This is a genomic window from Streptomyces sp. NPDC088350 (assembly GCF_044753545.1).
Classification (GTDB): Bacteria; Actinomycetota; Actinomycetes; order Streptomycetales; family Streptomycetaceae; genus Streptomyces.
Map to the genome: position 1 here is coordinate 779,996 of NZ_JBIVNL010000001.1, position 25,145 is coordinate 805,140.

General features: G+C 67.2%; 20 protein-coding genes. 12 read left to right on the plus strand and 8 right to left on the minus strand.

Annotated features, from left to right (window positions below):
• Positions 1-2: 2 nt before the first annotated feature.
• Together ACIQBL_RS03620 and ACIQBL_RS03625 are read right to left on the minus strand one after the other, a co-directional pair.
• Positions 3-824 carry a hypothetical protein gene (locus ACIQBL_RS03620; RefSeq protein ID WP_401936284.1) on the minus strand — a complete coding sequence of 274 codons (822 nt, stop codon included), beginning with the start codon at positions 822-824 and terminating at the stop codon, positions 3-5.
• An 18-nt stretch (positions 825-842) separates the two neighbouring features.
• Positions 843-1,133 (minus strand): hypothetical protein, encoded by a 291-nt coding sequence (locus tag ACIQBL_RS03625; RefSeq protein ID WP_401936287.1) that lies wholly within the window; start codon positions 1,131-1,133, stop codon positions 843-845.
• 293 nt (positions 1,134-1,426) lie between these two features.
• On the opposite strand from ACIQBL_RS03625, the gene ACIQBL_RS03630 reads away from it, so the two are divergent.
• The 8 genes from ACIQBL_RS03630 (at position 1,427) to ACIQBL_RS03665 (ending at position 12,795) form a co-directional block, all read left to right on the plus strand.
• Complete coding sequence (locus ACIQBL_RS03630; protein ID WP_401936288.1) at positions 1,427-3,616, plus strand: ABC transporter family substrate-binding protein; 2,190 nt, start codon at positions 1,427-1,429, stop codon at positions 3,614-3,616.
• A gap of 84 nt (positions 3,617-3,700) precedes the next feature.
• Positions 3,701-3,838 (plus strand): hypothetical protein, encoded by a 138-nt coding sequence (locus tag ACIQBL_RS03635; protein WP_401936290.1) that lies wholly within the window; start codon positions 3,701-3,703, stop codon positions 3,836-3,838.
• A gap of 153 nt (positions 3,839-3,991) precedes the next feature.
• Complete coding sequence (gene typA / locus ACIQBL_RS03640) at positions 3,992-5,899, plus strand: translational GTPase TypA (RefSeq protein ID WP_401936293.1); 1,908 nt, start codon at positions 3,992-3,994, stop codon at positions 5,897-5,899.
• 697 nt (positions 5,900-6,596) lie between these two features.
• On the plus strand, positions 6,597-7,631 hold the full coding sequence (locus ACIQBL_RS03645) for an ABC transporter permease (RefSeq protein ID WP_401936296.1): 1,035 nt from the start codon (positions 6,597-6,599) through the stop codon (positions 7,629-7,631).
• Between the two features lie 85 nt (positions 7,632-7,716).
• Complete coding sequence (locus ACIQBL_RS03650; RefSeq protein ID WP_401936298.1) at positions 7,717-9,528, plus strand: ABC transporter substrate-binding protein; 1,812 nt, start codon at positions 7,717-7,719, stop codon at positions 9,526-9,528.
• Positions 9,529-9,623: 95 nt separating this feature from the next.
• The gene (locus tag ACIQBL_RS03655; protein ID WP_401936301.1) at positions 9,624-10,604 is read left to right on the plus strand and encodes an ABC transporter permease; all 981 of its coding nucleotides are present in this window, start codon (positions 9,624-9,626) and stop codon (positions 10,602-10,604) included.
• An 8-nt stretch (positions 10,605-10,612) separates the two neighbouring features.
• The gene (locus ACIQBL_RS03660; RefSeq protein ID WP_401936304.1) at positions 10,613-11,674 is read left to right on the plus strand and encodes an ABC transporter ATP-binding protein; all 1,062 of its coding nucleotides are present in this window, start codon (positions 10,613-10,615) and stop codon (positions 11,672-11,674) included.
• A gap of 11 nt (positions 11,675-11,685) precedes the next feature.
• Complete coding sequence (locus ACIQBL_RS03665; protein ID WP_401936307.1) at positions 11,686-12,795, plus strand: ABC transporter ATP-binding protein; 1,110 nt, start codon at positions 11,686-11,688, stop codon at positions 12,793-12,795.
• A gap of 808 nt (positions 12,796-13,603) precedes the next feature.
• Here the strand turns inward: ACIQBL_RS03665 and ACIQBL_RS03670 are convergent.
• The gene (locus tag ACIQBL_RS03670) at positions 13,604-14,389 is read right to left on the minus strand and encodes a class I SAM-dependent methyltransferase (RefSeq protein ID WP_401936308.1); all 786 of its coding nucleotides are present in this window, start codon (positions 14,387-14,389) and stop codon (positions 13,604-13,606) included.
• 204 nt (positions 14,390-14,593) lie between these two features.
• On the opposite strand from ACIQBL_RS03670, the gene ACIQBL_RS03675 reads away from it, so the two are divergent.
• The gene (locus ACIQBL_RS03675; RefSeq protein WP_401936311.1) at positions 14,594-14,968 is read left to right on the plus strand and encodes a VOC family protein; all 375 of its coding nucleotides are present in this window, start codon (positions 14,594-14,596) and stop codon (positions 14,966-14,968) included.
• Between the two features lie 134 nt (positions 14,969-15,102).
• Here the strand turns inward: ACIQBL_RS03675 and ACIQBL_RS03680 are convergent, their stop codons facing one another.
• The 5 genes from ACIQBL_RS03680 to ACIQBL_RS03700 form a co-directional block, all read right to left on the minus strand.
• Complete coding sequence (locus ACIQBL_RS03680) at positions 15,103-16,149, minus strand: ABC transporter ATP-binding protein (RefSeq protein WP_401936313.1); 1,047 nt, start codon at positions 16,147-16,149, stop codon at positions 15,103-15,105.
• Between the two features lie 26 nt (positions 16,150-16,175).
• Complete coding sequence (locus ACIQBL_RS03685; RefSeq protein WP_401936316.1) at positions 16,176-17,201, minus strand: ABC transporter ATP-binding protein; 1,026 nt, start codon at positions 17,199-17,201, stop codon at positions 16,176-16,178.
• Positions 17,202-17,209: 8 nt separating this feature from the next.
• Entirely contained in the window at positions 17,210-18,190 is a 981-nt protein-coding gene (locus tag ACIQBL_RS03690) for an ABC transporter permease (RefSeq protein ID WP_401936318.1), read from the minus strand.
• 81 nt (positions 18,191-18,271) lie between these two features.
• A complete protein-coding gene (locus ACIQBL_RS03695; protein WP_401936321.1) occupies positions 18,272-20,059 on the minus strand; it encodes an ABC transporter substrate-binding protein in 1,788 nt (595 codons plus the stop codon).
• A gap of 74 nt (positions 20,060-20,133) precedes the next feature.
• Positions 20,134-21,162 carry an ABC transporter permease gene (locus ACIQBL_RS03700; RefSeq protein ID WP_401936324.1) on the minus strand — a complete coding sequence of 343 codons (1,029 nt, stop codon included), beginning with the start codon at positions 21,160-21,162 and terminating at the stop codon, positions 20,134-20,136.
• 443 nt (positions 21,163-21,605) lie between these two features.
• On the opposite strand from ACIQBL_RS03700, the gene ACIQBL_RS03705 reads away from it, so the two are divergent.
• From ACIQBL_RS03705 to ACIQBL_RS03715, 3 genes are read left to right on the plus strand one after another with little or no spacing between them, the layout of a single operon-like run.
• Positions 21,606-23,240, plus strand: a complete 1,635-nt coding sequence (locus ACIQBL_RS03705; protein ID WP_401936325.1) for an ABC transporter substrate-binding protein — start codon at positions 21,606-21,608, stop codon at positions 23,238-23,240.
• 7 nt (positions 23,241-23,247) lie between these two features.
• Complete coding sequence (locus ACIQBL_RS03710; protein WP_401936327.1) at positions 23,248-24,171, plus strand: ABC transporter permease; 924 nt, start codon at positions 23,248-23,250, stop codon at positions 24,169-24,171.
• The gene (locus ACIQBL_RS03715) at positions 24,164-25,144 is read left to right on the plus strand and encodes an ABC transporter permease (protein WP_401936329.1); all 981 of its coding nucleotides are present in this window, start codon (positions 24,164-24,166) and stop codon (positions 25,142-25,144) included. The genes ACIQBL_RS03710 and ACIQBL_RS03715 overlap by 8 nt, the downstream gene beginning before the upstream one ends.
• Position 25,145: the final 1 nt, after the last annotated feature.

A 25,145-nucleotide genomic window follows, 5' to 3' on the forward strand; every position in this document is an offset into this window, starting at 1 on the left:
ATCTAAAAGAAGCGCGGATCATTGAAGGCTCCAGAGGCGACCAGGTACACGTAGAAGTCGGCGGCGGCCACGCTGATCAACGATGCCCAGGCGAGCTGCATATGACGGTTGTTCAGCTGCCCCACGAACTTCCACGCCTTGTAGCGCACGGGATGCTTGGAGAAGTGCTTGAGCTTGCCGCCGACGATGTGCCGGCAGGAGTGGCAGGAGAGGGTGTACGCCCAGATCAGCACGATGTTGGCCACGAAGACGAGGGTGCCGAGGCCCATGTGGCCCCAGTGGTAGTGCTCGTCGCGGAAGGTCAGCACGGTGTCGTAGGTCAGCGTGCCCGCCACCAGGAGCGCCGCGTAGAAGAAGTACCGGTGGACGTTCTGCAGGATCAGCGGGAAGCGGGTCTCGCCGGTGTACTTCTTGTGCGGCTCGGCCACCGCGCAGGCCGGGGGCGAGGCCCAGAAGCCGCGGTAGTAGGCCTTGCGGTAGTAGTAGCAGGTCAGGCGGAAGCCGAGCGGGAAGATCAGGATGATGATGGCGGGCGAGATGCCCCACCAGCTCCCGAAGAGATCGGCGTTCGGGCCCGCGTGCATGGTGCTGCACCGCTCGGCCAGACAGGGCGAGTAGAACGGCGAGACGTACGGCGCCGAGTAGTAGTTCGAGTCCGCGAAGGCCCGCCACGTCGAATAGACGACGAAGGCCAGCAGTCCGGCGGCGGTGCCGGCCGGGGCCAGCCACCAGCGGTCGGTCCGCAGATGCGGGGCGTCGATGGCGGCGCGCGTACCGGTGTGTACGCCGCCGCTGTTCGGATGGGGTTCCGTACCAGTGGCCAAGTCAGGACTCCGGTCGGTTCAGGGTGCGTGGCGGTCGCGGGCGCCGAGTCCTTCGTCGTCCGAGTCCGTCCACAGCGTGTTGTCGTAGGGGGTGTCGGGGATGGAGACGAGATCGGGGCGCCGGGGGCGCTCGATCCCTGGTGCGGCGTCGCGCAGCAGTGCGACGCTCTCGCGCAGCCGGTCGGCGTCGGCCTTGACCCTGCGCATCTCCAGGCCGCCGCTGCCGAATTGGTTCTCCAGCCGCCCCACCGACCTGAACAGGTCGTCGAGACAGCGCTGGACTGACGTCAGTTCGTCGTGCACGGACATGACGTGACCTCACTTCCGCGGGCGTCGGCCCTGGACGGCAACGTTCATGCGCCTGCGAGTGTTGCGCGCCACACCTCCCGGTGGGAAGCGGTGTGCACGGATTGGCCGGGGTGCGTTGGTGTGTACGGGGGCAGATTCGAACATTGCGCCGCACGGGTGGGCTTCCCGGCGCCCCTCGCCGTGTCGCCCTTCCTGGCCGAACCGTTTCCTCTTCAGTGGCCGCAAAGATCTGATCAGCTCCATATACCGCCAAAAGTGATCAGAAGCCCCGCGGCTTACCGGAGGTAGCAGTGATGTCCCACGACGGCGTCAGACTGCGCGCGGTCATGCGCTCGGTCGCCTTCCTCACCGCGGGCGCGCTCGCGGTGCCCACCCTCGCGGCGTGCGGTTCCGACGACGAGTCGGGCAAGCCGCTCGCCGGACAGGACATCGCCCCGGTCGGCCGTGCCCTGGTCGCCGACGGCGGCACCCTGAACTGGGCCGTCGACGACGTACCGGAGACCCTCAACACGTTCCAGTCGGACGCCGACGACACCACCACCCGCGTCGCCCAGGCCGTCCTGCCCGCCATGTTCCGGCTCGACGCCCAGGGCCGGCCGCAGCGCGACGCCGACTTCCTGGAGTCCGCGAAGGTCGTCGACACCTCGCCCAAGCAGGTCGTCCTCTACAAGCTCGACCAGCAGGCCGTGTGGAGCGACGGCCGCGAGATCGGCGCCGCCGACTTCGCCGCCCAGTGGCGCGCCCTGTCCGGCAAGGACTCCGCGTACTGGACCGCGCGCAACGCCGGCTACGACCGCATCGAGAAGATCGAGCGCGGCGCCAGCAACCTGGAGGTCAAGGTCACCTTCAGCAGGCCGTACGCCGACTGGAAGTCCTTGTTCTCGCCGCTGTACCCCAAGGACGTCATGGGCACCCCGGACGCCTTCAACGACGGCGCCCGCCGCAAACTGAAGGTCACCGCCGGCGCCTTCGGGGTGCGGAAGATCGACCGCAAGGACAAGGAGATCGTCCTCGCCCGCAACCCGCACTGGTGGGGCAGGCCCGCGAAGCTCTCCGAGATCGTGCTGCACGCCGTACCCCTGGACAAGCGGGCCGCCGCGCTCGCCGACGGCACAGTCGACCTGGCCGAGATCGACCCCGCCGACGCGAGCCGCATCGCCCTCGCGGGACGCGCGAAGGGCACCGGCACCCCGCTCCAGGGCGCGAGCGCGAGCCCCACCGCCGGGGACGAGAGCAAGAACGAGAGCCCGAAGGAGAAGAAGAAGCTCGGCAAGAAGGCCCGCAAGGCGCTCGCCGCCTACCTGCGCCAGCAGGACGCGCTGCGCGCCTTCACCGTCCGCCGCTCCTTCGAGCCCGCCTACACCCAGCTCGCCCTCAACGGCTCCGAAGGCCCCCTCGCCGACGAACGCGTCCGGCGTGCCGTGGCCCGCGCGCTCGACCGGGAGGCGCTCGCCAAGGTCGTCCTCACCCCGCTGGGCCTGCCCGCCATGCCGGTCGGCAGCCACCTCGCCCTCTCCGGCCAGGCCGCGTACGCCGACAACAGCGGCGCCCTCGGCGACCACGACACCGCGGAGGCGCAGGCGCTGCTCGCCGACGCCGGATGGGTGCCCGGCGGACCGGTCAAGGACAAGGGCGACAAGGCGGCCGGCTCCGAGGGCAGGAAGAGCGGGAAGGCCGACGGCGAGTCCGAGTCCGAGGGCGGCTCCGACGGGCAGTACATCGTCGGCGAGGACAACAAGGACCCCCGCGACCACACCGAGAAGCACGACAAGGCTTCCGGGCACGGCGGCGACGAGGGCTCCAAGCACCTCGCCGACGGCAAGCAGTACGACGGCCGCAAGGTGAAGCAGGGCGGGGCCCCCGGCGCGTACGCCCCCAAGGGCACGGCCGCCCCCGCCGGCGCGAAGACCGGGACGCTCGCCAAGGACGGCAAGCCGCTCACCCTCCGCTTCGTGCTCCCCTCCGGGACCGGCTCGGAGTCGCTGCGCGCGGTCGCCGACAGCATCTCCCGGATGCTGGAGAAGGTCGGCATCCGCACCGAGATCACCAAGGTCTCCGACGACAGCTACTTCAAGGACCACATCGCGTCCGGCCAGTACGACCTCGCCCTCTACTCCTGGCCCGCGTCCGCCTTCCCCGCCACCGACGCCCGCCCGATCTTCGCCAAGCCGGTCCCGGCCGCGGACGGCTCCCTGAACGTCGAGCAGAACTACACCCGCGTCGGCACCGACCAGGTCGACCAGCTCTTCGACCAGGCCGCCTCGACCCTCGACGAGGACGAGTCCGCCGCCCTCGTCCGCAAGGCCGACGCCCGCATCTGGGCGGCGGCCGGCTCCATCCCCCTCTACCAGCGCCCCCAGCTCACCGCCGCCCGCAGGACGATCGTCAACGCCGGCTCCTTCGGCTTCCAGACGCCGGTGTACGAGGACATGGGCTTCCTGAAGAAGGGGGCGCATCCGTCGGCGAGCCCGACCAAGGACTAGGGATTGACATCACCCGGACATCACGAGCACGGCCGCCGTCCCGCAGCGACTTGCGGGGCGGCGGTTGTCGTACGGGGGTGGGTTGTGCGGGGCCATGTGCTGACCTGGGAGACGGCCGGGGTGGGGTTCCTGCCCTGCTCCCAGCCCTCCGACGACGAAGCGGGGCGCACCGCGGGACTGCGGCTGTGCCCGGCCGGAACGCCCGCGCGGGAGCCCGCCTGACCCCTCCCGCTCCCGCCCGTAAGGCCCTGCGGAGGCCCCTTCCCCGTACGCCACGTACGATGGGGTAAGGCCGTGGCGTGTCCAGCCCGGCAGGGTCCGCGTAACACAGACGTACGCGCAGGCCTTCCTCACTCTCCGGGAGTACGCCGCAATATGGCCACGCGCCACGACATCCGCAACGTCGCCATCGTCGCCCACGTCGACCACGGGAAGACGACCCTCGTCGACGCCATGCTGAAGCAGGCCGGTGCCTTCGCCGCGCACGCCGCCGAGTCGCTCGACGACCGCATGATGGACTCGAACGATCTGGAGCGTGAGAAGGGCATCACGATCCTGGCCAAGAACACGGCCGTCAAGTACCACCCCAAGGATGGCGGCGACGTCATCACCATCAACATCATCGACACCCCGGGCCACGCCGACTTCGGTGGCGAGGTCGAGCGCGGTCTGTCGATGGTGGACGCGGTGGTGCTGCTCGTCGACGCCTCCGAGGGCCCGCTGCCCCAGACCCGTTTCGTGCTCCGCAAGGCGCTCCAGCAGCGCCTGCCCGTCATCCTCTGCATCAACAAGACGGACCGCCCGGACTCCCGGATCGACGAGGTCGTCAACGAGACGTACGACCTGTTCCTGGACCTGGACGCGGACGAGGAGCAGATCGAGTTCCCCATCGTCTACGCGTGTGCACGCGACGGTGTGGCCTCGCTGACCAAGCCCGAGAACGGCACCGTCCCGCAGGACAGCGACAGCCTGGAGCCCTTCTTCTCCACGATCCTGTCGCACGTCCCGGCCCCCGAGTACGACGAGGCCGCCCCGCTCCAGGCGCACGTCACCAACCTGGACGCGGACAACTTCCTCGGCCGTATCGCGCTGCTCCGCGTCGAGCAGGGCGAGCTGCGCAAGGGCCAGACCGTCACGTGGATCAAGCGCGACGGCACCATGTCCAACGTGCGCATCACCGAGCTGCTGATGACCGAGGCGCTCACCCGCAAGCCGGCCGAGATGGCGGGCCCGGGTGACATCTGCGCGGTCGCCGGTATCCCGGACATCATGATCGGCGAGACCCTCGCCGACCCGGAGAACCCGATCGCGCTGCCGCTCATCACGGTCGACGAGCCGGCGATCTCCATGACCATCGGTACGAACACCTCGCCGCTGGTCGGCCGCGGCGGCACCGGCAAGGGCGCCACCGCGAAGGCCGCGGTCAAGGACCGCAAGGTCACCGCCCGTCAGGTCAAGGACCGCCTGGACCGCGAGCTGATCGGTAACGTCTCGCTGCGCGTCCTCGACACCGAGCGTCCCGACGCCTGGGAGGTGCAGGGCCGCGGTGAGCTGGCGCTGGCCATCCTGGTCGAGCAGATGCGCCGCGAGGGCTTCGAGCTGACCATCGGCAAGCCGCAGGTCGTCACGCAGATCATCGACGGCAAGGTGCACGAGCCGGTCGAGCGCATGACGATCGACGTGCCCGAGGAGCACATGGGCGCGGTCACACAGCTCATGGGTGTCCGCAAGGGCCGGATGGACAACATGTCCAACCACGGCTCGGGCTGGGTCCGCCTGGAGTTCGTCGTCCCGTCCCGCGGTCTCATCGGCTTCCGTACCGAGTTCCTGACCGGTACGCGCGGCACGGGCATCGCCCACTCCATCCACGAGGGCCACGAGCCGTGGTTCGGCGTGCTGACGACCCGGAACAACGGTTCGCTGGTGGCCGACCGTGCGGGCGCCGTCACCGCGTTCGCGATGACGAACCTCCAGGAGCGCGGTGTGCTGTTCACCGACCCCGGCACCGAGGTGTACGAGGGCATGATCGTCGGCGAGAACTCGCGCGCCGACGACATGGACGTGAACATCACCAAGGAGAAGAAGCTCACCAACATGCGCTCGGCCGCCGCCGACTCGTTCGAGGCGATCGTGCCGCCGCGCAAGCTCTCCCTGGAGCAGTCCCTGGAGTTCTGCCGCGACGACGAGTGCGTCGAGGTGACCCCGGAGTCCGTTCGCATCCGCAAGGTCGTCCTCGACCAGAAGGAGCGCGGTCGCTCCGCGAGCCGCGCCAAGCACGGCTGATGCATGCAATGCGCCGCGATCTGAGGCGCTGATACCGGCCAACTGAGCCCGGGTGCCCCCGTCTTGGGGGCACCCGGGCTTTTTGCAACTGGTTTTGAGCCCGCGGGGCCCCGCCCCCTGGGGCGGTGTGTCCGTAATGCGGAGATCCTCGCCCGATACCCATGTAACAAGTCCGTTTCGTGGCCTTCTCTCGTCGAACAGTTTGTCCATGTTTTGGAAGATGTACGTGTCAGCTGTGACTGAATTGAGATTTAAAGACAGTGGTCGGCACCTGGCACATGGCAGATAGTTAGCCGCGTAACGCTCGGGTCAATGGGTCACCGCGCCGTGGGGACGGCGCCGACTCGCGAGCACCAGGGGGTGTCTGATCCTCCGTCAGGGGTGACGGAGGGAAGACGTGGACCCCCTCCTGTTGGTGAACACGTGGAGTCATGAGGAGGAGCCCCATGCGTGGTGTCACGAACGCCAGGTGGGACACGCCGTCCGTCAGTAGCAACTTCGCTCGCCCATACGGAGATTGGCTCTGAAGGAGTCGGCCGGCGGCTCAGTGCCGCCGTTCAACTACGCGCGTCCGGCTGCGGGATCTCCCGCCACACCCGGGCGCTCCGAACCTCTCTCCTAGATCCGGCCGGTGATCCGCGCACACCCTGCGCGGATCGCCCGCTCGGCACACCCACACCTGTGAAATGGGCGAACAGTGACAAGTCCTATCGACATTGAGGACGGCGGAACCTCGGTCGTCGTCGACGGCGAACCAGGGCCGCAGACCGAACCCGAGGTGAAGAAGCTGGAGGGCCGGTCGCCCGGCCAGCTGATGTGGATCCGCTTCAAGCGCGACCGCACCGGCGTCTTCTCGGCGTTCGTCGTGCTCTTCTTCTTCGTCATCGCGGCGGCGGCGCCGCTGATCTCGAAGTTGTACGGTAAGGACCCCTACACCATCTACGCCGACGAGCGCCCGGAGCTCTTCGACAGCGCGGGTGTGCCGGTGCAGCCCAACGGCGGTATCAGCAGCGACTTCTGGTTCGGACTCGAACCGGGCAACGGCTACGACGTGTTCACCAAGCTGATCTACGGCATCCGGACCTCACTGACGATCTCCGTGGCCGTCACCCTCGCGGTGGTCGTGACCGGCATCCTGCTCGGCATCACGGCGGGCTACCTCGGTGGCAAGACCGACTACGCCATCGGCCGGTTCATCGACTTCCTGCTCGCCTTCCCCTCACAGCTGTTCTTCATCGCCAGCATGCCCGTCGTGGTCTCGCTGTTCGTCAGCCCCCGGGACGAGACGCCGACGTATGTGCGCGTGGTCGCGCTGATCGTCGTGCAGTGGGTGCTCGGCTGGATGAGCCTCGCGCGCATCCTGCGCGGCACGACACTCGCCCTGCGGGAGCGGGAGTTCATCGAGGCGGCGAAGGTGAGCGGTGCCTCGCCCTGGCGGATCATCCGCAAGGAGATCCTGCCGAACGTGGTGACCCCGCTGCTGGTGCAGACCACGTACATGCTCCCCAGTTTCGTCACGATCGAGGCGGGCCTGTCGTTCCTCGGTGTCGGCATTGTCGAGCCCACGCCCGACTGGGGACAGATGTTCTCCAAAGCGTCGACCGAGCTCGTGCTGCAGAACGACATCACCTACATGTTCTTCCCCGGCGTCTCGATGGTCATCTTCGTCGTTGCGTTCAACCTGCTCGGGGACTCGGTCCGGGACGCCTTCGATCCCAAGACGGCTCGCTGACCGAGAGTTCGTGGGCGTCCTCGCCCGGATACGCACAGCCATTTCTTCGCATAAGGCGACACACAGATGGGTGGAGACTTCAGTGATGAGTAGGGGCGGACGCCGTACATACGCCGCACTGTCGGTGCTGGCGGCGGGGGCACTCGTGCTCTCCGGCTGCAGCAAGGGCGGCAGCAATGCCAGCGACAACCAGAAGAAGGACGAGCAGAACGCCAAGCGGCAGCAGGCGTCCATCAAGTTCGGTGGCGCGGCGGACTCCCAGGGTCCGGCCACGGCCGTGCCGGGCGCCAAGAAGGGCGGCACCCTCGAAGTGCTGCAGCGGGACTCGTACGCACACCTGGATCCCGGGCAGATCTATGTCTCGGACGAGGGCTCACTCGCCACGCTGATCCACAGAGGTCTCACCGGCTACAAGGCGACCAGCAACGACGGCAGCAAGCACGAGGTCGTCGGCGACCTCGCCACCGACTCCGGCACCACTACGGACGGCGGCAAGACCTGGAAGTACACGCTCAAGGACGGCATCAAGTTCTCCGACGGGACGCCGATCACGTCCGCGGACTTCCGGCAGACCTTCGAGCGGCTCTTCGCGTCGTTCATCAACCAGGGCCCCACCTACATACAGCAGTGGATGGCCGACACCTCGGGCTCCGACTACCGTTCGCTGCTGCCGGACGGCCCCTACAAGGGCAAGCACCTGCCGAGCAGCGTTCTCGAGACGCCCGACGCCAAAACCGTCATCTTCCACTTCAAGACGGCACACCCCGACCTGCCGTACGCGCTGGCCATGGCGGGCTACGACGTCGTCTCCGCCAAGGGTGACACCAAGGAGAAGTACGACAAGTCCCCGCTGACGACCGGCCCGTACAAGATCCAGTCGTTCAAGTCCGGCAAGTCGATGGTGCTGGTCAAGAACCCCAACTGGGACGCGACGACGGACCCGATCCGCAGCCAGTACGTGGACCAGATGAACTTCACGTTCAACGTCCAGTACGAGGACTCCACCAAGTCGCTCCTCGCCAACACCGGCGCCGACCAGACCGGCATCAGCTTCAACAACTCGGTGGACGCGGGCAACATCTCCGCGGTCCTCGGCGGCGACGCGGCCGTCAAGGCCCGCACGGTCGCCGGCTACCAGCCCTACGTCGGCCAGGTCAACATCAACCAGTCGCACGCGGCGCTCAAGGACAAGGCGGTCCGTGAGGCCATCGCCTACGCCCTGCCGATCACCCCGATGGTCCGCGCGTTCGGCGGCAGCTCCGCCGCGGAGGTCGCCGGCGGCTTCATCAGCCCGACCGTCAGCGGCTACGACGCCTCCTTCGACCCGTGGGGCAAGAAGAAGAACCCCGGCGGTGACGCGGTCAAGGCCAAGGCGCTGCTGAAGAAGGCCGGCAAGCTCGGCATGAAGCTGACCTACGGCTACATCAACACCCCTGAGGGCCAGCAGTACTCCGCCGCCATCGCCGCCGCACTGGACAAGGCCGGCTTCAACGTCCAGCGCCAGGACATCCCCGCCGAGACGTTCTACGACCAGATCGGCAAGGTCAACAACACCTACGACATCTACCACTCCGCGTGGGGCGCCGACTGGCCGTCCGCCTCGACCGTGATCCCGCCGCTGTTCGACGGCCGCGCGGTCGCCGACGGCTCGCCCAACTACTCGCACATCAACGACCCCAAGGTGAACGCGGACATCGACGCCGCCAACAAGATCACCGACCCGGTCAAGTCGGCTGCCGCGTGGGAGAAGATCGACCAGTACCTGGCCAAGGACGTCGTCAACGCCGTCCCGACCATCTACTACAAGCAGGTCCAGATCGCCGGCTCCAAGGTCGGCGGCCTCGTCTACGACGACGTGATCGGCGGCATCGACCCGCGTCGTCTGTACATCAAGTAACCCCACCTGTCCGACCGGTACCCGGTGCGTGAGTCCGCCCAGAGCGGCAGCGCACCGGGTACCGCCCGGCCCGCCGACGTCAGAAAGCCCCTCGCATGCTGCGCTTCCTCGTCCGCCGGATCCTCGGTGCCATTGTCATCCTGTTCCTGCTGAGCATCGTGACGTTCCTGCTGTTCTTCGGGATGCCGCGTGACCCGGCGCTGCTGATGTGCGGCAAGACGTGCAACCCGCAGAGCCTCGCGAACATCCACCATGTGCTCGGCCTCGACAAGTCGATCCCCGAGCAGTACGGGATCTTCCTGCACAACCTGCTCTTCGGCAGCAACCAGTTCGCCCAAGGGCCCTGCCCCGCCCCCTGCTTCGGGTACTCGTACCACACCAACGACCAGGTCTGGGCCACGATGATGGACCGCCTGCCCACCACGCTCTCGCTGACTCTCGGTGCCGCGGTGGTCTTCCTGATCGCCGGTCTTGGCACCGGAATGGTCGCCGCGTGGAAGCGCGGAACACTGCTGGACAAGACGGTCACCGCCGGATCCATGGTGATCAGTTCGCTGCAGATCTACTTCCTCGGACCGCTGGCCCTCGCCGCCCTCGTCTACCAGTCGCACATCTTCGCCAAGCCCGCGTACAACAACTTCACCGCGAATCCGGTCACCTGGTTCACCGGGCTGATCATCCCGTGGGTGGTGCTGTCCACGATCTTCGCCTCGCAGTACACCCGTATGGCGCGCTCGTCGATGATCGAGCAGCTCCAGGAGGAGCACGTACGTACCGCCCGCGCCAAGGGAATGTCCCGCAAGTACGTCTTCTTCCGCTACGCCTGGCGCGGCTCGCTCATCCCGATCGTCACCATCTTCGGTATCGACCTCGGTGCGCTGCTGGGCGGTGCCATCATCACGGAGTACACCTTCGGACTGCCCGGCCTCGGCCGACTCGCGGTGGAGTCCGTGCAGTTCAGCGATCTGCCGCTGCTGCTGGGCGTGATGATCTTCTCCGCCTCCATGATCCTGCTGTGCAACATCATCGTCGACGCCTGCTACGCCTTCATCGACCCGCGCGTGCGGCTGGCCTAGGAGCACTCGTGACCACATTGACCAAGGAAGCCGGAGCTCCCTCGCCGGCCGACGCGGGTGCCTTTCTCTCCGTGCGGGACCTGCACGTCAGCTTCAAGACCGAGGACGGCATCGTGCGCGCCGTCGACGGTCTCTCCTTCGACGTCGAACGCGGCAAGACCCTCGGCATCGTGGGGGAGTCGGGCTCCGGCAAGTCGGTCACCAACCTGACGATCCTCGGCCTGCACAACCCGATGTTCACCACCGTCGAGGGCGAGATCCTGCTCGACGGCCAGGAGTTGACCACGGCCCGCGAGTCGGACCTGGAGAAGCTGCGCGGCAACAAGGTCGCCATGATCTTCCAGGACCCGCTGACCGCCCTCTCCCCGTACTACACGGTGGGCCGCCAGATCGCCGAGCCGTACATGAAGCACATGGGCGCCTCGAAGAAGGTGGCGTGGGCGCGCGCGGTGGAGATGCTCGGCAAGGTCGGCATCCCCAACCCCAAGGAACGGGCGAAGGACTACCCGCACCAGTTCTCCGGCGGTATGCGCCAACGCGCGATGATCGCGATGGCGCTGATCTGCGACCCGGACCTGCTGATCGCCGACGAGCCGACAACGGCCCTCGACGTCACGGTCCAGGCCCAGATCCTCGACCTCCTGAAGGACCTCCAGCAGGAGTTCGGCTCCGGGATCATCTTCATCACCCACGACCTGGGCGTGATCGCCGACATGGCCGACGACATCATGGTGATGTACGCGGGCAGCGCGGTGGAACGCGGCACGACGAACGAAGTCCTCCGCTCCCCCCAACACCCCTACACCTGGGGCCTGTTGAATTCCATGCCCCGCCTGGACTCGGACCTGGGCGAGTCGCTGGCCCCCATCCCCGGCGCCCCGCCCTCGCTCCTCAACCCCCCGTCGGGCTGCCGCTTCCACCCCCGCTGCACCTTCCAGGACCGGGTCGGTGGCACCCGGTGCGTCACCGAACGCCCGCTGCTCGCCCCCGACCGCGCCTCGGCATGCCACCTCACGGCTGACCAGAAGCGGTCCATCTTCATCGAAGAGATCAAGCCCCGACTGGGCTAGGAGGAGACGTCATGACAGAGGACCTCGTCCTGCCCGCCCCGCGCGACACGGCCCCGGAAGACTCCCGGGACCCGCTCCTGGTGGTGCAGGGCCTGACCAAACACTTCCCGGTGAAGGGCGGTTTCCCGATCCGCCGTACGGTGGGCGCGGTCCAGGCCGTCGACGGCATCGACCTGACCGTGCACGTGGGGGAGAGCTTCGGCCTGGTGGGCGAGTCGGGCTGCGGTAAGTCGACGACGGGCCGGCTGATCACCCGCCTGCTGGAGCCGAGCGCGGGCAGAATCACCTACCGCGGCCAGGACATCTCACACGCCTCCCGCAAGCAGCTGGCCCCGATCCGCTCCGAGATCCAGATGATCTTCCAGGACCCGTACGCCTCGCTGAACCCGCGCCAGACGGTCGGCAAGATCATCTCGGGCCCGATGGAGATCAATGACATCAACCCGGCCGGCGGTCGCGAGGCCCGTGTCCGTGAGTTGCTGGAGATCGTCGGCCTGAACCCGGAGCACTACAACCGCTTCCCGCACGAGTTCTCCGGGGGCCAGCGCCAACGCATCGGTGTCGCCCGCGCGTTGGCCCTGGAACCGAAGCTGATCGTCGCGGACGAACCGGTCTCCGCCCTGGACGTCTCGATCCAGGCCCAGGTAGTGAACCTGTTGCAGAAGGTCCAGAAGGAACTCGGCATCGCGTTCCTCTTCATTGCCCACGACCTGGCAGTGGTACGGCACTTCTCGCACCGGCTCGCGGTGATGTACCTCGGCAAGATCATCGAGGTGGGCGATCGCGACTCCATCTACACCCGCCCCCGGCACCCGTACACACACGCCTTGCTGTCCGCTGTGCCCGAGGTGAACCTGCGCGACGACGAAACGGTGGGCCGCGAACGCATCCGCCTCGCCGGCGACGTCCCCTCCCCGATCTCTCCCCCCTCCGGCTGCCGCTTCCGTACCCGCTGCTGGAAGGCCCAGGACAAGTGCGCGACTGAGGAACCGCCCCTGATCCAGATCTCCGGCAACCTCTCGGGCCACCTGACGGCCTGCCACTTCCCGGAGGAACCGACGATCGAGGCCAGGGACGAGGACATCGTGCTGGACCCGGGGTTGGCGGCGCTGGAGGAGTAGGGGTCGGCCATCTCGACGGCATGGAGAAGTGGGCGTTGGGCCGCCCGCTTCTTTGTCAGTGTCGGGATTGCGTGAGCCGAGTAAAGGGCGCTCCGCTGCGCTGCGCGTCGGCTGCGCCGATTCCGCTGCGCTCCACCCTTGACTCGTCTCACGCAATCCCGGTGGAGAAGCGAGCGGGCGGCCCGGAGGGATGGGTGGCCAGGCAGGTGTCCCGTGGGGTGGGCTGTGCTGCGGGCCGGGGTGGCGGGGGCGCGCTCGCGTCTCGCCTGCACGCCGGGCAGGCTCAGCGGCCAACCCCCGGTCCGGACTTACCTAGCGGTGGGCGTGGGTGGGTGACGGCTGACGGGGAGCGGCGGGGTGTCGCTCTGGCTGGTGGCCCGCACCTGCCCATGGCCCATGACCGCTCCCTGGGGCTTACTTTGCAGCTGGCTCCGTACCCCTACCCTCTGGAGGCTGGGGTCATTTCTAACTATTCACGTGACATGTGAGCGGTTAGTCTGGGACCCAGCTTCTGAGACCCCCCCACCGGGCGTTGGCCGCTGAGACGGCCCGGCGTGCCGGCGAGACGCGAGCGCGCCCCCGCCGCACCGGTCCGGGACGCAGCTCAGGCAAGGGGATACAGGCCCGGGCCCCCGTTCTTCCGGGCCGCTCGCTCGCTTCTCCAACGGGCTGGAGCGGGCCGGGTCAAGGGTGGAGCGCAGCGGAATCGGCGTAGCCGACGCGACCGCAGGGAGCGCCCTTGACGCGGACCGTGGAAGCCCGACACTGGCAAGGAAGCGAGTGGCCCAACGGCCACTTCGGAAACGCCTCAGCTGCATCGCCCCACAGTCTCCGCCACGGTGATGATCTCAGGGCTGGCAGAGAAGGCGAACGGCTCACGCCCCCAGTCGCCGTACCTCTCGACCACGGCAAACCCGGCCTCGCGAAGGAAGCAGTCCAGGGTGTCGGTGCCGAGGAACCGCAGGGTGGTCCGGTCGACCTGCGGCCGTTCCCAACGAGCCCCTCCGAAGGTCTCGGTGAACGTCACATACTCCCGGCCCCCACTCGCACCCCCACCCCCACCCCTACCCACCGTCACGGACTCCACCTCGTGCCACACGCGTACGACCCCACCCCGCCCGTCGGAGACCTCCCGCACCCCGTCCGGCGTCCACGTCTCCCACGCCCGGGCCCCCGGATTCCGCGTCTCGAACACGAACTGCCCGCCGGGCGCGAGGGCGGCGCGTACGGCGCGCAGGGCGAGGCGCAACTCCTCGTCGCCGAGCAGTACTTGGAAGGCATGCCCGGTCATGACGGCGAGATCGAACTCGCCGCGCCACTCCCGTGTCCGTAGATCCCCGAGCACCCACTCGACCCCGGGTTCATGAGCCCGCGCCTGCACAAGCATCGCGGCGGCGGGATCGAGGCCCATGAGCCGCCCACGATGCCCCTCCCGCCGGGCCCGCCCGAGCAATCGCCCGGTACCGCACCCGATATCGAGCACGGCGCCGGCGGACATCACCAGCCCGAGATAGAAGTCGTCGCCGGGCCCCCAAGGGTTGAGGGTGTCGTACAGCGCGGCGAGCGAAAGATCCGCGAACGAACGATCAACCACCGCGGCAGTTTGTCACACGGGGAGAGGCTGGACAGGGGGCTCGTTCATTTCTTGCAGACTTCCGAACTGCCGCTGAATGCAAGGAGACTGGCCCGGACGCCCTCGCCACGGCGGTCCGATAACCGGTCGACATCGCCGCCACCCTCCGGGATGCTCGCCGCGATGACAGGAACCGACACGCCTTCCGCCGACGAAAGTTGCGCCTTGAACCCCACCATCCGCACCCTCACCTTCGACTGCACCGGCGATCCCTACGAACTCGGCTTGTTCTGGAGCGAGTTGCTGGGGCGCCCGCTGGCCGACGACGACAAGCCCGGCGATCCGGAGGCGGTGATCGCAGACCCGGCCGGTGGCCCGACGCTGCTCTTCGTGCGCGTACCCGAGTCCAAGGCGGCCAAGAACCGCATCCACCTGGACCTGCAGCCGCAGGGCCGGACCCGCAGCCAGGAGGTCGAGCGGGCGCTGCGGTTGGGCGCCACGAAAATCGCCGACCACACTCGGCCGGACGGCGGTGGCTGGGTCGTTCTCGCCGATCCCGAGGGCAATGAATTCTGCGTGGAGCGGGGAGAGTCGGACTGAGCCCCAGGGAATGGCGAAGGCCCGCGCCTGGGTGGGCGCGGACCTTCGTCCCCTGGAACCGGACGTTCATGGGCTCGGGTCAATGGGCCGGTGAAAGTCCGTTCCTGAAGGGGGCGGCTGACTAAAGGGGTGTGTCAGGCCGCCGCCTCGGGGTCTTTGGAGAGACGGGGTGCCGGAACGGTGTCCGCCGTCTCGGGGTAGTGGCATGCGGTCAGGTGGCCGGGCTTGTTGCCCTCGACCTGCACCAGCGGTGGGGCTTCCGCCGCGCACTTCTCCGTCGCCTTCCAGCAGCGGGTGCGGAAGCGGCAGCCGGTGGGCGGGTTGATCGGCGACGGCACGTCACCGACCAGCCGGATGCGCTCCCGTGCAGGCGTCTCGTCCACCGTGGCCTCGGGCACGGCGGACAACAGGGCCCGCGTATAGGGGTGGCGCGGGTTGCCGTACAGGTCGTCGCGGTCGGCGATCTCCACGATCTTGCCCAGGTACATTACCGCGACCCGCTGTGAGAAGTGCCGGACGATCGCCAGGTCGTGGGCGATGAACACGAACGCGATGCCGAGTTCCTTCTGGACCTTCTGCAACAGGTTCACTACCTGGGCCTGGATCGAGACGTCCAGGGCGGAGACCGGTTCGTCCGCGACGATCAGCTTCGGTTCCAGGGCCAACGCGCGGGCGACACCGATGCGTTGGCGCTGGCCCCCGGAGAACTCGTGCGGGAAGCGGTTGTAGTGCTCCGGGTTCAGGCCGACGATCTCCAGCAACTCACGGACACGGGCCTCGCGACCGCCGGCTGGGTTGATGTCGTTGATCTCCATCGGCCCGGACACGATCTTGCCGACCGTCTGGCGCGGGTTCAGCGAGGCATACGGGTCCTGGAAGATCATCTGGATCTCGGACCGGATCGGCGCGAGCGCCTTGCGGCCCGCGTGGGTGATGTCCTGGCCGCGGTAGGTGACTTTGCCGCCGGTCGGCTCCAGGAGCCGGGTGATCAGCCGGCCCGTCGTCGACTTGCCACAGCCGGACTCGCCGACCAGGCCCAGACTCTCGCCCTCACCGACCTGGAAGTCGAGGCCGTCGACCGCCTGCACGGCACCGACCGTACGCCGGATCGGGAAGCCGCCCCTGATCGGGAAGTGTTTGGTCAGGCCGCTGACGTCCAGGAGGGGGGTGGTGCTGCTCATGATGGTGAAGTCCCGTCTCTTGTACGTCAGTTGGTCCGCGCCGTGGCGTAGTCGGCGAAGAGCTCGCGCTTCTGCTCCGACGTCAGGTGACACGCCGCGCCGCGCCCGTCCCCGATCTGCAGGACCGGCTGCTCGTCCGAGCAGCGCTCGCCGGAGACCTTCTCCGTGAAGGTGCACCGGGGGTGGAAGCGACAGCCGGACGGCGGGTTGAGCAGTGAGGGGGGCGAGCCCGGGATCGGGGAGAGCGGCACGTCGACCGGCCCGTCCAGGGTCGGCATCGAACTGAGGAGACCGAGGGTGTAGGGATGCTCCGGCGTGCGCAGCACCTCCTGCTTGGTGCCCCGCTCCACACACCGGCCGCCGTACATCACCAGCACGTCGTCGGCGATGTCGGCGATGACACCCAGGTCGTGCGTGATGAAGATGATCGCGGTGCCGAACTCCTGCTGGAGGTCCTTCAACAGGTCCATGATCTGGGCCTGGACCGTCACGTCCAGCGCGGTGGTCGGCTCGTCGGCGATCACCAGCTCCGGGTCGCAGACCAGGGCCATGGCGATCATCGCGCGCTGGCGCATACCGCCGGAGAACTGGTGCGGGTATTCGTCCACACGGACGTCCGGCTGCGGGATGCCCACCCGGCGCAGCATCTCGATCGACCGCGCCCGGGCCTCCTTCTTGGAGGCGCCGGTGTGCTTGCGGTACGTCTCGCCGATCTGCGCGCCGATGGTGTGGTAAGGAGACAGGGAGGCCAGCGCGTCCTGGAAGATCATGGACATCTTGTTACCGCGCAGCTGCTCCAGCTCCCGCTCGGAGGCTGTGATCAGCTCTTTTCCGTCGAGCAGGATCTCACCGTCCATCACGGTGTTGCGCGGGTCGTGCAGGCGCAGGATCGCCATGTTGGTCACGGACTTACCCGAGCCGGACTCGCCGACGATGCCGAGGGTCTTGCCGCGTTCGACGTCGAAGGAGAGTCCGTCGACGGCCTTGACGACGCCGTCGTGGGTGGCGAAGTGCACCTTGAGGTCGCGCACGGAGAGGAAGGGGTTGCTCATGGCTCTCCTTAAGCGAGGCGCACGCGCGGGTCGATGAGGGCGTAGACGGCGTCGACGATGATGTTGAAGATGACGATCGCGGCCGCCGAGACCAGGACGACGCCGAGCAGCATCGGCAGGTCGTTGGTGCCGACCGCCTTCACCGAGAGCATGCCGAGGCCTTGCAGGCTGAAGGTCGACTCGGTGATGATGGCGCCGCCGAGGAGCGTGCCGAGGTCGAGGCCGAAGATGGTGATGATCGGGCCCATGGCACCGCGCCAGGCGAAGCGGAAGAACACCGTGCGGGCGGAGAGGCCCTTGGCGCGGGCCGTACGGACGTAGTCCTCGCTGAGGGACTCGACCATCTGCGAGCGCGTCATACGCGTGTAGTTGGCAGTCCAGATCAGCGAGAGCACCAGCCACGGCACCAGCAGACCCTGCGCCCACTGGGCCGGGTTGTCCGTGAACGGCGTGTAGCTCGCGCGGTCCAGCAGATGCCACTGGTCGACCAGCAGGTAGGTGGCCAGCACGCCGATGACGTAGATCTGCATCGAGGACGCGATCAGCGATGCCGAGCTGGCGACCTTGTCCACGGCCTTGCCCTGCTTGACGGCGGCCAGCATGCCGGTGCCTATACCGAAGATCAGGAAGACCGCGGAGCTGCCGAGGGCCAGCGAGATCGTGGTCGGAAAGCGGTCCAGGATGGTGGCCGTCACCGGCTCACGGCTCTGGAACGAGTAGCCGAGGCACGGTGCGTCGCAGTGCCCGAAGGAGGAGTAGTCACGCCCCACGAACAGAGCCTTGAGCCAGTCCCAGTACTGCACCGGTACCGAGTGGTCGATCCCGAGGTTCTTCTTCACCAGAGCCAGAGTCTCCGGGGTGCAGACCTTGCCGCAGGCGATACGGGCGGGGTCGCGCGGAGCGGCGTAGAACAGGACGAACACCAGGGCGCTGATGATCAGCAGGATCACAGCTGCGCCGAGGGTGCGGCGGACAAGGAAGCGGAACATGGCAGTTGGGTATTCCTGACGGATGCCGTAGGGGGGTGAGAAGGCGGGGCGGCCGACAGCCGCCCCGCCGGGGGCCTAACGTCAGGCCTTCACGAACGTCTTGTAGAGCAGCGTCGCGGAGAAGTTCGGGTCGAACTGGGCACCGCCGACCTTGGAACCGTAGACGTAGTAGCGCCGCGAGAACGTCTCGGGGATGATCGGCGCGACCTCCTCCATGATCCGCTTGTCCAGCGCGGCCCAGGCCTTGCCCGCCGTCGCCTGGTCGGCGATGACCGCGTTCTTCTTGATGCCGTCGTTGATCCAGCTGATGTTGGTCTGCGAGATGTTGTTCATGCCGTTGCCGATGGCACCGCCGTCGAACAGCGGCTGGATCACGGTGTAGGCGGTCGGCCAGTCCGGGGACCAGCCGAACCACGTCACGTCGTAGCTGTTGTCGATCTGCTGGATCTGGTCGTAGTACGACGTGGAGTCGACCGCCTTGATGACCGGGGTGAAGCCGGCCGCCTTGAGCGCGTTCTCGATGACGACCTTGGTCTTGTCGTAGGTCGGGTCCTTCGGGTACGCGTAGACGATCTTCATACCCTCCTTGCCGGCCGCCTTCAGCAGCGCCTTGGCCTTGGCCGGGTCGCCCTGCGGAGTCTTCAGCTTGCCGTAGGCGTCGTACTTCTCGTACCCGATGATGTCGGGGCTGAGGATCGAGGTGGCGATGTCACCGGCGGACGGGCCGCCGTAGATCTGCCGGATCTGCTGCAGCGGCCAGGCGTGGTTGAGGGCCTGGCGGACCTTCAGGTCGGTGACGCGCTTGGTGTTGATCGCGTAGTAGTAGACACCGGTGAGGAGGCCGTTGAAGCTGCGCTTCTTCAGCGCGGGGTCGGTGAGCACCTTCTGGATGCGCTCGGCCGGGACGCCCTTGTAGATCGACACGGCGTACTGGTCGTTGCCCTGGTCCGCGATGAGGCGGTCGGTGGAGTCGAGGGTCTGGATGCCGAAGTCGAACTCGAAGCCGTCCGGGTAGGCGTTGCGGATGGAGTCGGTCGCCGCGTCCCAGTTCTTGTTCCGGATCAGGACCATCGACTTGTCGGTCGTGTGGGCCTTGATCTTGTAGGGACCGCAGGCGGCCGGCTTCTTGTCGTACTTCTCCTTGGTGTCCAGCTTCGGGGACACCGCGGCGTAGGAGTGCATCGCCAGCGTGAAGTTGAAGTCCGGCTTGGCCTCGGCCAGCTTGAACGTGATCGTCTTCTTCGCCTTGTCGGTGACGATCGAGGACAGGTGCTTGCCGCCGTACGGGCCCGCGTACGCGTCACGCCACTTGCCGCCCTTGCCGGTCAGCGCGGACTGGACGTAGTTGGCGCCCTCGGTGATGAAGGAGGCCCAGGAGCGCTCGATGCCGTGGCGCACGTCCTCGACGGTCAGCTCAGTGCCGTCCTCCCACTTCAGACCGTCCTTCAGGGTGAAGGTCCAGGTCTTGTTGTCCGCGGAGGGGGTGCCGGTGTCCGTGGCGAGGTCGCCGACCAGCTTCTGGTGGCCGGAGGAGTCGATCTTGTACCCGGTCAGGCAGCGGTGCAGGAGCAGCGCGACGGTCGAGTTGTACGCGAAGTAGATGCGCTGCGGGTCCAGGTGGGAGAAGTCGTCGGGCGCGAGGCCGTAGATCGTGCCGCCCTTCTTCGCGCCGGCGATCTCCGGGGCCGGGCCGGTCGAGTCGGCCTTGGTGCCGACGGTGACCTTGGCGCCGGTGTACGAGGTGGCGCCGTCGCTCGGAGTGGTTCCGCTGCCGCCTCCCGCGTTGCCGCTGCTGCACGCGGACAGCAGCGTCGAGCCTGCGGCCGCGACAGTTGTGGCTATGACGAAGTTTCTGCGGGAGAGAGACATGGCTGACCCGTTCTCGTAGAGGAAGGTGGTACTGGATCCCGGCCGGGGCCCCGTCGCTCCGGCCGGGGCGGGGCTCAGCGCTTGGTCTTCGGGTCCAGTGCGTCGCGGACCGAGTCGCCGAGCAGGTTGAAGGCGACGACGAAGATCACCATCGACAGACCTGGGAAGAGCATGAACGTGATGTCGTCCTGGTAGTACTTGGCGCCGTTCTGGATCATCACGCCCCAGTCGGGCGTGGGATCCGAGAGGCCGACGCCGAGAAAGGCGAGACCCGCCTCGGCCGTGACATAGGCCGGAAGCAGGAGCGTCGACTGGATCAGGATCGGCGTCCACAGGTTGGGCAGGAGTTCCTTGAAGATGATCCGGGCCGGTGAGGCTCCGGTGACCTTGGCGGCCTCCACGAACTCGCGCTCGCGCAGGGCGAGTACCTCGCCGCGCAGCAGTCGGGCGATGGAGGCCCAGCCGAAGGCCGTCATCACCAGGATCAGGCTCGTGACGGTCAGCCAGACCGGGGTGTTCTCCTCCGGCGACACGAAGATCGCCAGTGCCACCGGCCAGAACGCGATGAAGAACAGGGTCTGGGGGAAGGCCAGCAGGATGTCGATCACGCGGCCGACCAGGTAGTCCGTCTTGCCGCCGAGGTAGCCCGCGGTGATGCCGATGACGACACCGAGCAGGGTCGTCAGCAGGGTGGCGATGGCCGCGATCATGAGCGAGTTGCGGATGCCGTACAGCAGGAAGGTGAAGACGTCCCGGCCGAGCTGCGGCTCGATGCCGAACCAGAAGTCGGAGCTGATGCCGCCGTTGGCCTTGATCGGGAAGTTGAACTCGTTGAGCAGGCCAGGGATGTTCATGCCGTACGTGGTGTACGGGTCCTTGCCGTAGAGCTTCGCGATCACCGGAGCGCCGATGCCGATGACGAAGAAGAAGATCACTACATAGGCGGATATGACCCCCGTCCGGTCGCGCTTGAAACGACTCCAGGCGAGCCGTCCCGGTGAGCGGCTCTCGTCGCCCTTGAGGGGCGAGTGCTTCGCCGGTGTCGCGTTGTCTTCTTCGGTCACCTCGAGCGGGGCGGCCGGTGAAGGGGTTGGGGGGGTCATGACGCTCCGTGCCCTGTGGGTCAAGGACTCCGCAGGGCGCTCCCTACGGGCTACGCCGGACTTTTTCAACGCAATTCATGCAAGGTCAATAAAATCTAGGTCGACTTGACTTTCTCTTTGCGTTCTTTACCTTTCTTTGACTAATCCGTAGCTACGCGGGTAGCGCGCCGTGATCGATCCGTGCTTTATGTCGGGCCAACTGCGCGAAACGGGCAATGAGTTCGTTATGCGGACGCCTGCGTATCGGAATGCGTACATCGGGGCGTCGCAATCCAACGGTTCCGCATCGCTTCGCGGTGATCCATTGTGCTCCATGTCGACGATCGACCGAACAGGGGCCGGAGGTCCCCCGAACGGGTGGGCCCGCAGGCGATGTGCTCCTTTTGAGCCGATATTGACCGGTAACGGATCGGCATGGATCGGCTTTCCTGAGGAGGCACTCGATGCGTGGAGCCACGCACGCCAAATGGGCCGCTTGCGCGGCGGCGGTAGCCCTCGCGGCGACCGCCTGTGGGGGCGGCGGGAGCAGTAGCGGCGGCGGTGGTGGCAGCGGTGCGGTGCTCAGCGCCTCCTGGGGAGACCCGCAGAACCCGCTGGAGCCGGCCAACACCAACGAGGTGCAGGGCGGCAAGGTCCTCGACATGGTCTTCCGCGGTCTGAAGCGGTACGACCCGAAGACCGGCAAGGCCACGGACATGCTCGCCGACAAGATCGAGACCACGGATTCGCAGAACTTCACGGTCACGGTGAAGAGCGGCTGGAAGTTCAGCAACGGCGAGGCGGTGACCGCCAAGTCCTTCGTCGACGCGTGGAACTACGGCGCCAGCCTCAAGAACAACCAGAAGAACGCGTACTTCTTCGGGTACATCGAGGGCTACGACAAGGTCCACCCCGACAGCGGCTCACAGTCCGCCGCCACCCTCAGCGGCCTCAAGGTGACGGGCACCGACACCTTCACCATCAAGCTCACCCAGAAGTTCTCGACCTTCCCGGACACCCTCGGCTACGCGGCCTACTCCCCGCTGCCGTCGACGTTCTTCTCCGACCACGCCGGCTGGCTGAAGAAGCCGGTCGGGAACGGGCCGTACACCATCCAGTCGTACACCAAGGGCTCGCAGATGCAGCTCAAGAAGTGGGACGGCTACACCGGTGCGGACAAGGCGCAGAACGGTGGCGTGACCCTCAAGGTCTACACCGACAACAACACCGCCTACACCGACCTGATGGCCGGCAACCTCGACCTCGTCGACGACATCCCCGCCTCGCAGCTCAAGAACGTCAAGAGCGACCTCGGCGGCCGGTACATCAACACGCCCGCCGGCATCATCCAGACCCTCGCGTTCCCGTACTACGACAAGAACTGGAACAAGAGCGGCTCGGACAAGGTCCGCCAGGGGCTGTCCATGGCCATCAACCGGGACCAGATCACCAGCACGATCTTCCAGAAGACCCGCACCCCGGCCACCGACTGGACCTCCCCGGTGCTCGGCACCGCGGGCGGCTTCCAGGACGGGCTGTGCGGGGACTCCTGCAAGTACAACCCGACCGAGGCGAAGAAGCTGGTCCAGGAGGGCGGCGGGATTCCCGGCGGGCAGGTCAAGATCACGTACAACGCGGACACGGGCTCGCACAAGGAGTGGGTGGACGCCGTGTGCAACTCCATCAACAACGCGCTCGGCAACGACAAGGCGTGTGTCGGGAATCCGGTGGGCACCTTCGCGGACTTCCGCAACCAGATCGGCCAGCACAAGATGACCGGGCCGTTCCGGGCGGGGTGGCAGATGGACTATCCCCTCATCCAGAACTTCCTCCAGCCGCTCTACTACACCAACGCCTCCTCCAACGACGGCCAGTGGTCCAACAAGGATTTCGACAAGCTCGTCGACCAGGCCAACGCGGAGACGGACACGGGCAAGGCGATCAAGCTCTTCCAGCAGGCCGAGGGCGTCGTACGGGACAACATGGCCGCCATCCCGCTCTGGTACCAGAACGGCAGCGCGGGCTACTCCGACCGGCTCTCCAACGTGGCGCTCAACCCGTTCAGCGTCCCCGTGTACAACGAGATCAAGGTCGGCTGAGCCCGCGATGGGGCGGTACGTCGTCCGGCGTCTGCTGCAGATGGTCCCGGTCTTCATCGGCGCCACCCTGCTGATCTTCCTGATGGTGAACGTGATGGGCGACCCCATCGCGGGCCTCTGCGGCGACCGGCAGTGCGACCCGGCGACGGCCGCCCAGCTGAAGCGCGAGTTCGGGCTCGACAAGCCCGTGTGGCAGCAATACCTGACCTACATGGGGAACGTCTTCACCGGTGACTTCGGTACGGCGTTCAACGGCCAGAAGGTCACCGAGCTGATGTCGACCGCGTTCCCGGTCACCATCCGGCTGACCGTCGTGGCGATCGTCATCGAGGTCGTCGTCGGCATCGCGCTCGGTGTGGTCACCGGCCTCAGGCGCGGACGCCCGATCGACACCACGGTCCTCCTGCTCACCCTCGTCGTGATCTCCATCCCGACCTTCGTCACCGGTCTGCTGCTGCAACTCCTGCTGGGTGTCGAGTGGGGCTGGATCAAACCGTCCGTCTCCTCGGACGCGACCTTCAGCGAGCTGATCGTCCCCGGGCTCGTCCTCGCCTCGGTCTCGCTCGCGTACGTGACCCGGCTGACCCGGACGTCCATCGCGGAGAACCGGCGCTCCGACTACGTCCGTACGGCCGTGGCGAAGGGCCTCCCGAGGCGCCGGGTGGTCATCCGCCACCTCCTGCGCAACTCCCTGATCCCCGTGGTCACCTTCATCGGCACCGACATCGGCGCCCTGATGGGCGGCGCGATCGTCACCGAGCGGATCTTCAACATCCACGGCGTCGGCTTCCAGCTCTACCAGGGGATCGTGCGCCAGAACACGCAGACCGTCGTCGGTTTCGTGACCGTCCTCGTCCTCGTCTTCCTGGTCGCCAACCTGCTCGTCGACCTCCTGTACGCCGTACTCGACCCGAGGATCCGCTATGCCTGAGCAGCCGTTCGAGCCGGATCGCGCCATTGCGGGGACCGGCATGGGCGCGACGATGGACCTCGCGACGAGCGAGGCGGAGACGCTGGAGAAGACTCCCGGGGGACCGGAGGGCACAGGCCCCCAGGAGCGGCCCCGCAGCCTCTGGTCCGACGCCTGGCGCGACCTGCGCCGCAACCCCGTCTTCATCCTCTCCGCGCTGGTCATCCTCTTCCTGGTCGTCATCTCCCTCTGGCCGTCACTGATCGCCTCCGGCAACCCTCTCAAGTGCAACCTCGCAAAGGCCCAGGAAGGCTCCCAGCCCGGCCATCCCTTCGGCTACGACGGCCAGGGCTGCGACGTCTACACGCGCACGGTCTACGGCACCCGTACGTCGGTGACGGTCGGCGTGCTGGCCACGCTGGGCGTCGCCATCTTCGGATCGGTGCTGGGCGGACTCGCCGGCTTCTTCGGCGGGATCTGGGACTCGCTCCTGTCCCGCCTCACGGACATCTTCTTCGCGATCCCGGTCGTCCTCGGCGGTCTGGTCCTCCTGTCCGTGGTGACCAGCAACACGGTCTGGCCGGTCATCGGGTTCATGGTGCTGCTCGGCTGGCCGCAGATCTCCCGCATCGCGCGCGGCTCGGTCATCACCGCCAAGCAGAACGACTACGTCCAGGCCGCGAGGGCACTCGGCGCCTCCAACTCCCGCCTCCTGCTACGGCACATCACCCCGAACGCGGTCGCACCCGTGATCGTCGTCGCCACCATCGCGCTCGGCACCTACATCTCGCTGGAGGCGACCCTGTCGTACCTCGGCGTGGGCCTGAAGCCGCCCACGGTCAGCTGGGGCATCGACATCTCCTCGGCGTCCCAGTACATCCGCAACGCCCCCCACATGCTCCTCTGGCCGGCCGGAGCCCTGGCGATCACCGTCCTCGCGTTCATCATGCTCGGCGACGCGGTGCGCGACGCCCTCGATCCGAAGTTGAGGTGAG

Excerpts from the sequence above, each read along its gene's own strand:
- ACIQBL_RS03650 (WP_401936298.1), top strand. The coding sequence starts at position 7,717 with ATGAGTAGGGGCGGACGCCGTACATACGCCGCACTGTCGGTGCTGGCG.
- typA (WP_401936293.1), top strand. The coding sequence starts at position 3,992 with ATGGCCACGCGCCACGACATCCGCAACGTCGCCATCGTCGCCCACGTC.
- ACIQBL_RS03630 (WP_401936288.1), top strand. The coding sequence starts at position 1,427 with ATGTCCCACGACGGCGTCAGACTGCGCGCGGTCATGCGCTCGGTCGCC.
- ACIQBL_RS03655 (WP_401936301.1), top strand. The coding sequence starts at position 9,624 with ATGCTGCGCTTCCTCGTCCGCCGGATCCTCGGTGCCATTGTCATCCTG.
- ACIQBL_RS03695 (WP_401936321.1), bottom strand. The coding sequence starts at position 20,059 with ATGTCTCTCTCCCGCAGAAACTTCGTCATAGCCACAACTGTCGCGGCC.
- ACIQBL_RS03715 (WP_401936329.1), top strand. The coding sequence starts at position 24,164 with ATGCCTGAGCAGCCGTTCGAGCCGGATCGCGCCATTGCGGGGACCGGC.
- ACIQBL_RS03710 (WP_401936327.1), top strand. The coding sequence starts at position 23,248 with ATGGGGCGGTACGTCGTCCGGCGTCTGCTGCAGATGGTCCCGGTCTTC.
- ACIQBL_RS03680 (WP_401936313.1), bottom strand. The coding sequence starts at position 16,149 with ATGAGCAGCACCACCCCCCTCCTGGACGTCAGCGGCCTGACCAAACAC.
- ACIQBL_RS03690 (WP_401936318.1), bottom strand. The coding sequence starts at position 18,190 with ATGTTCCGCTTCCTTGTCCGCCGCACCCTCGGCGCAGCTGTGATCCTG.
- ACIQBL_RS03625 (WP_401936287.1), bottom strand. The coding sequence starts at position 1,133 with ATGTCCGTGCACGACGAACTGACGTCAGTCCAGCGCTGTCTCGACGAC.
- ACIQBL_RS03700 (WP_401936324.1), bottom strand. The coding sequence starts at position 21,162 with ATGACCCCCCCAACCCCTTCACCGGCCGCCCCGCTCGAGGTGACCGAA.
- ACIQBL_RS03685 (WP_401936316.1), bottom strand. The coding sequence starts at position 17,201 with ATGAGCAACCCCTTCCTCTCCGTGCGCGACCTCAAGGTGCACTTCGCC.
- ACIQBL_RS03665 (WP_401936307.1), top strand. The coding sequence starts at position 11,686 with ATGACAGAGGACCTCGTCCTGCCCGCCCCGCGCGACACGGCCCCGGAA.
- ACIQBL_RS03705 (WP_401936325.1), top strand. The coding sequence starts at position 21,606 with ATGCGTGGAGCCACGCACGCCAAATGGGCCGCTTGCGCGGCGGCGGTA.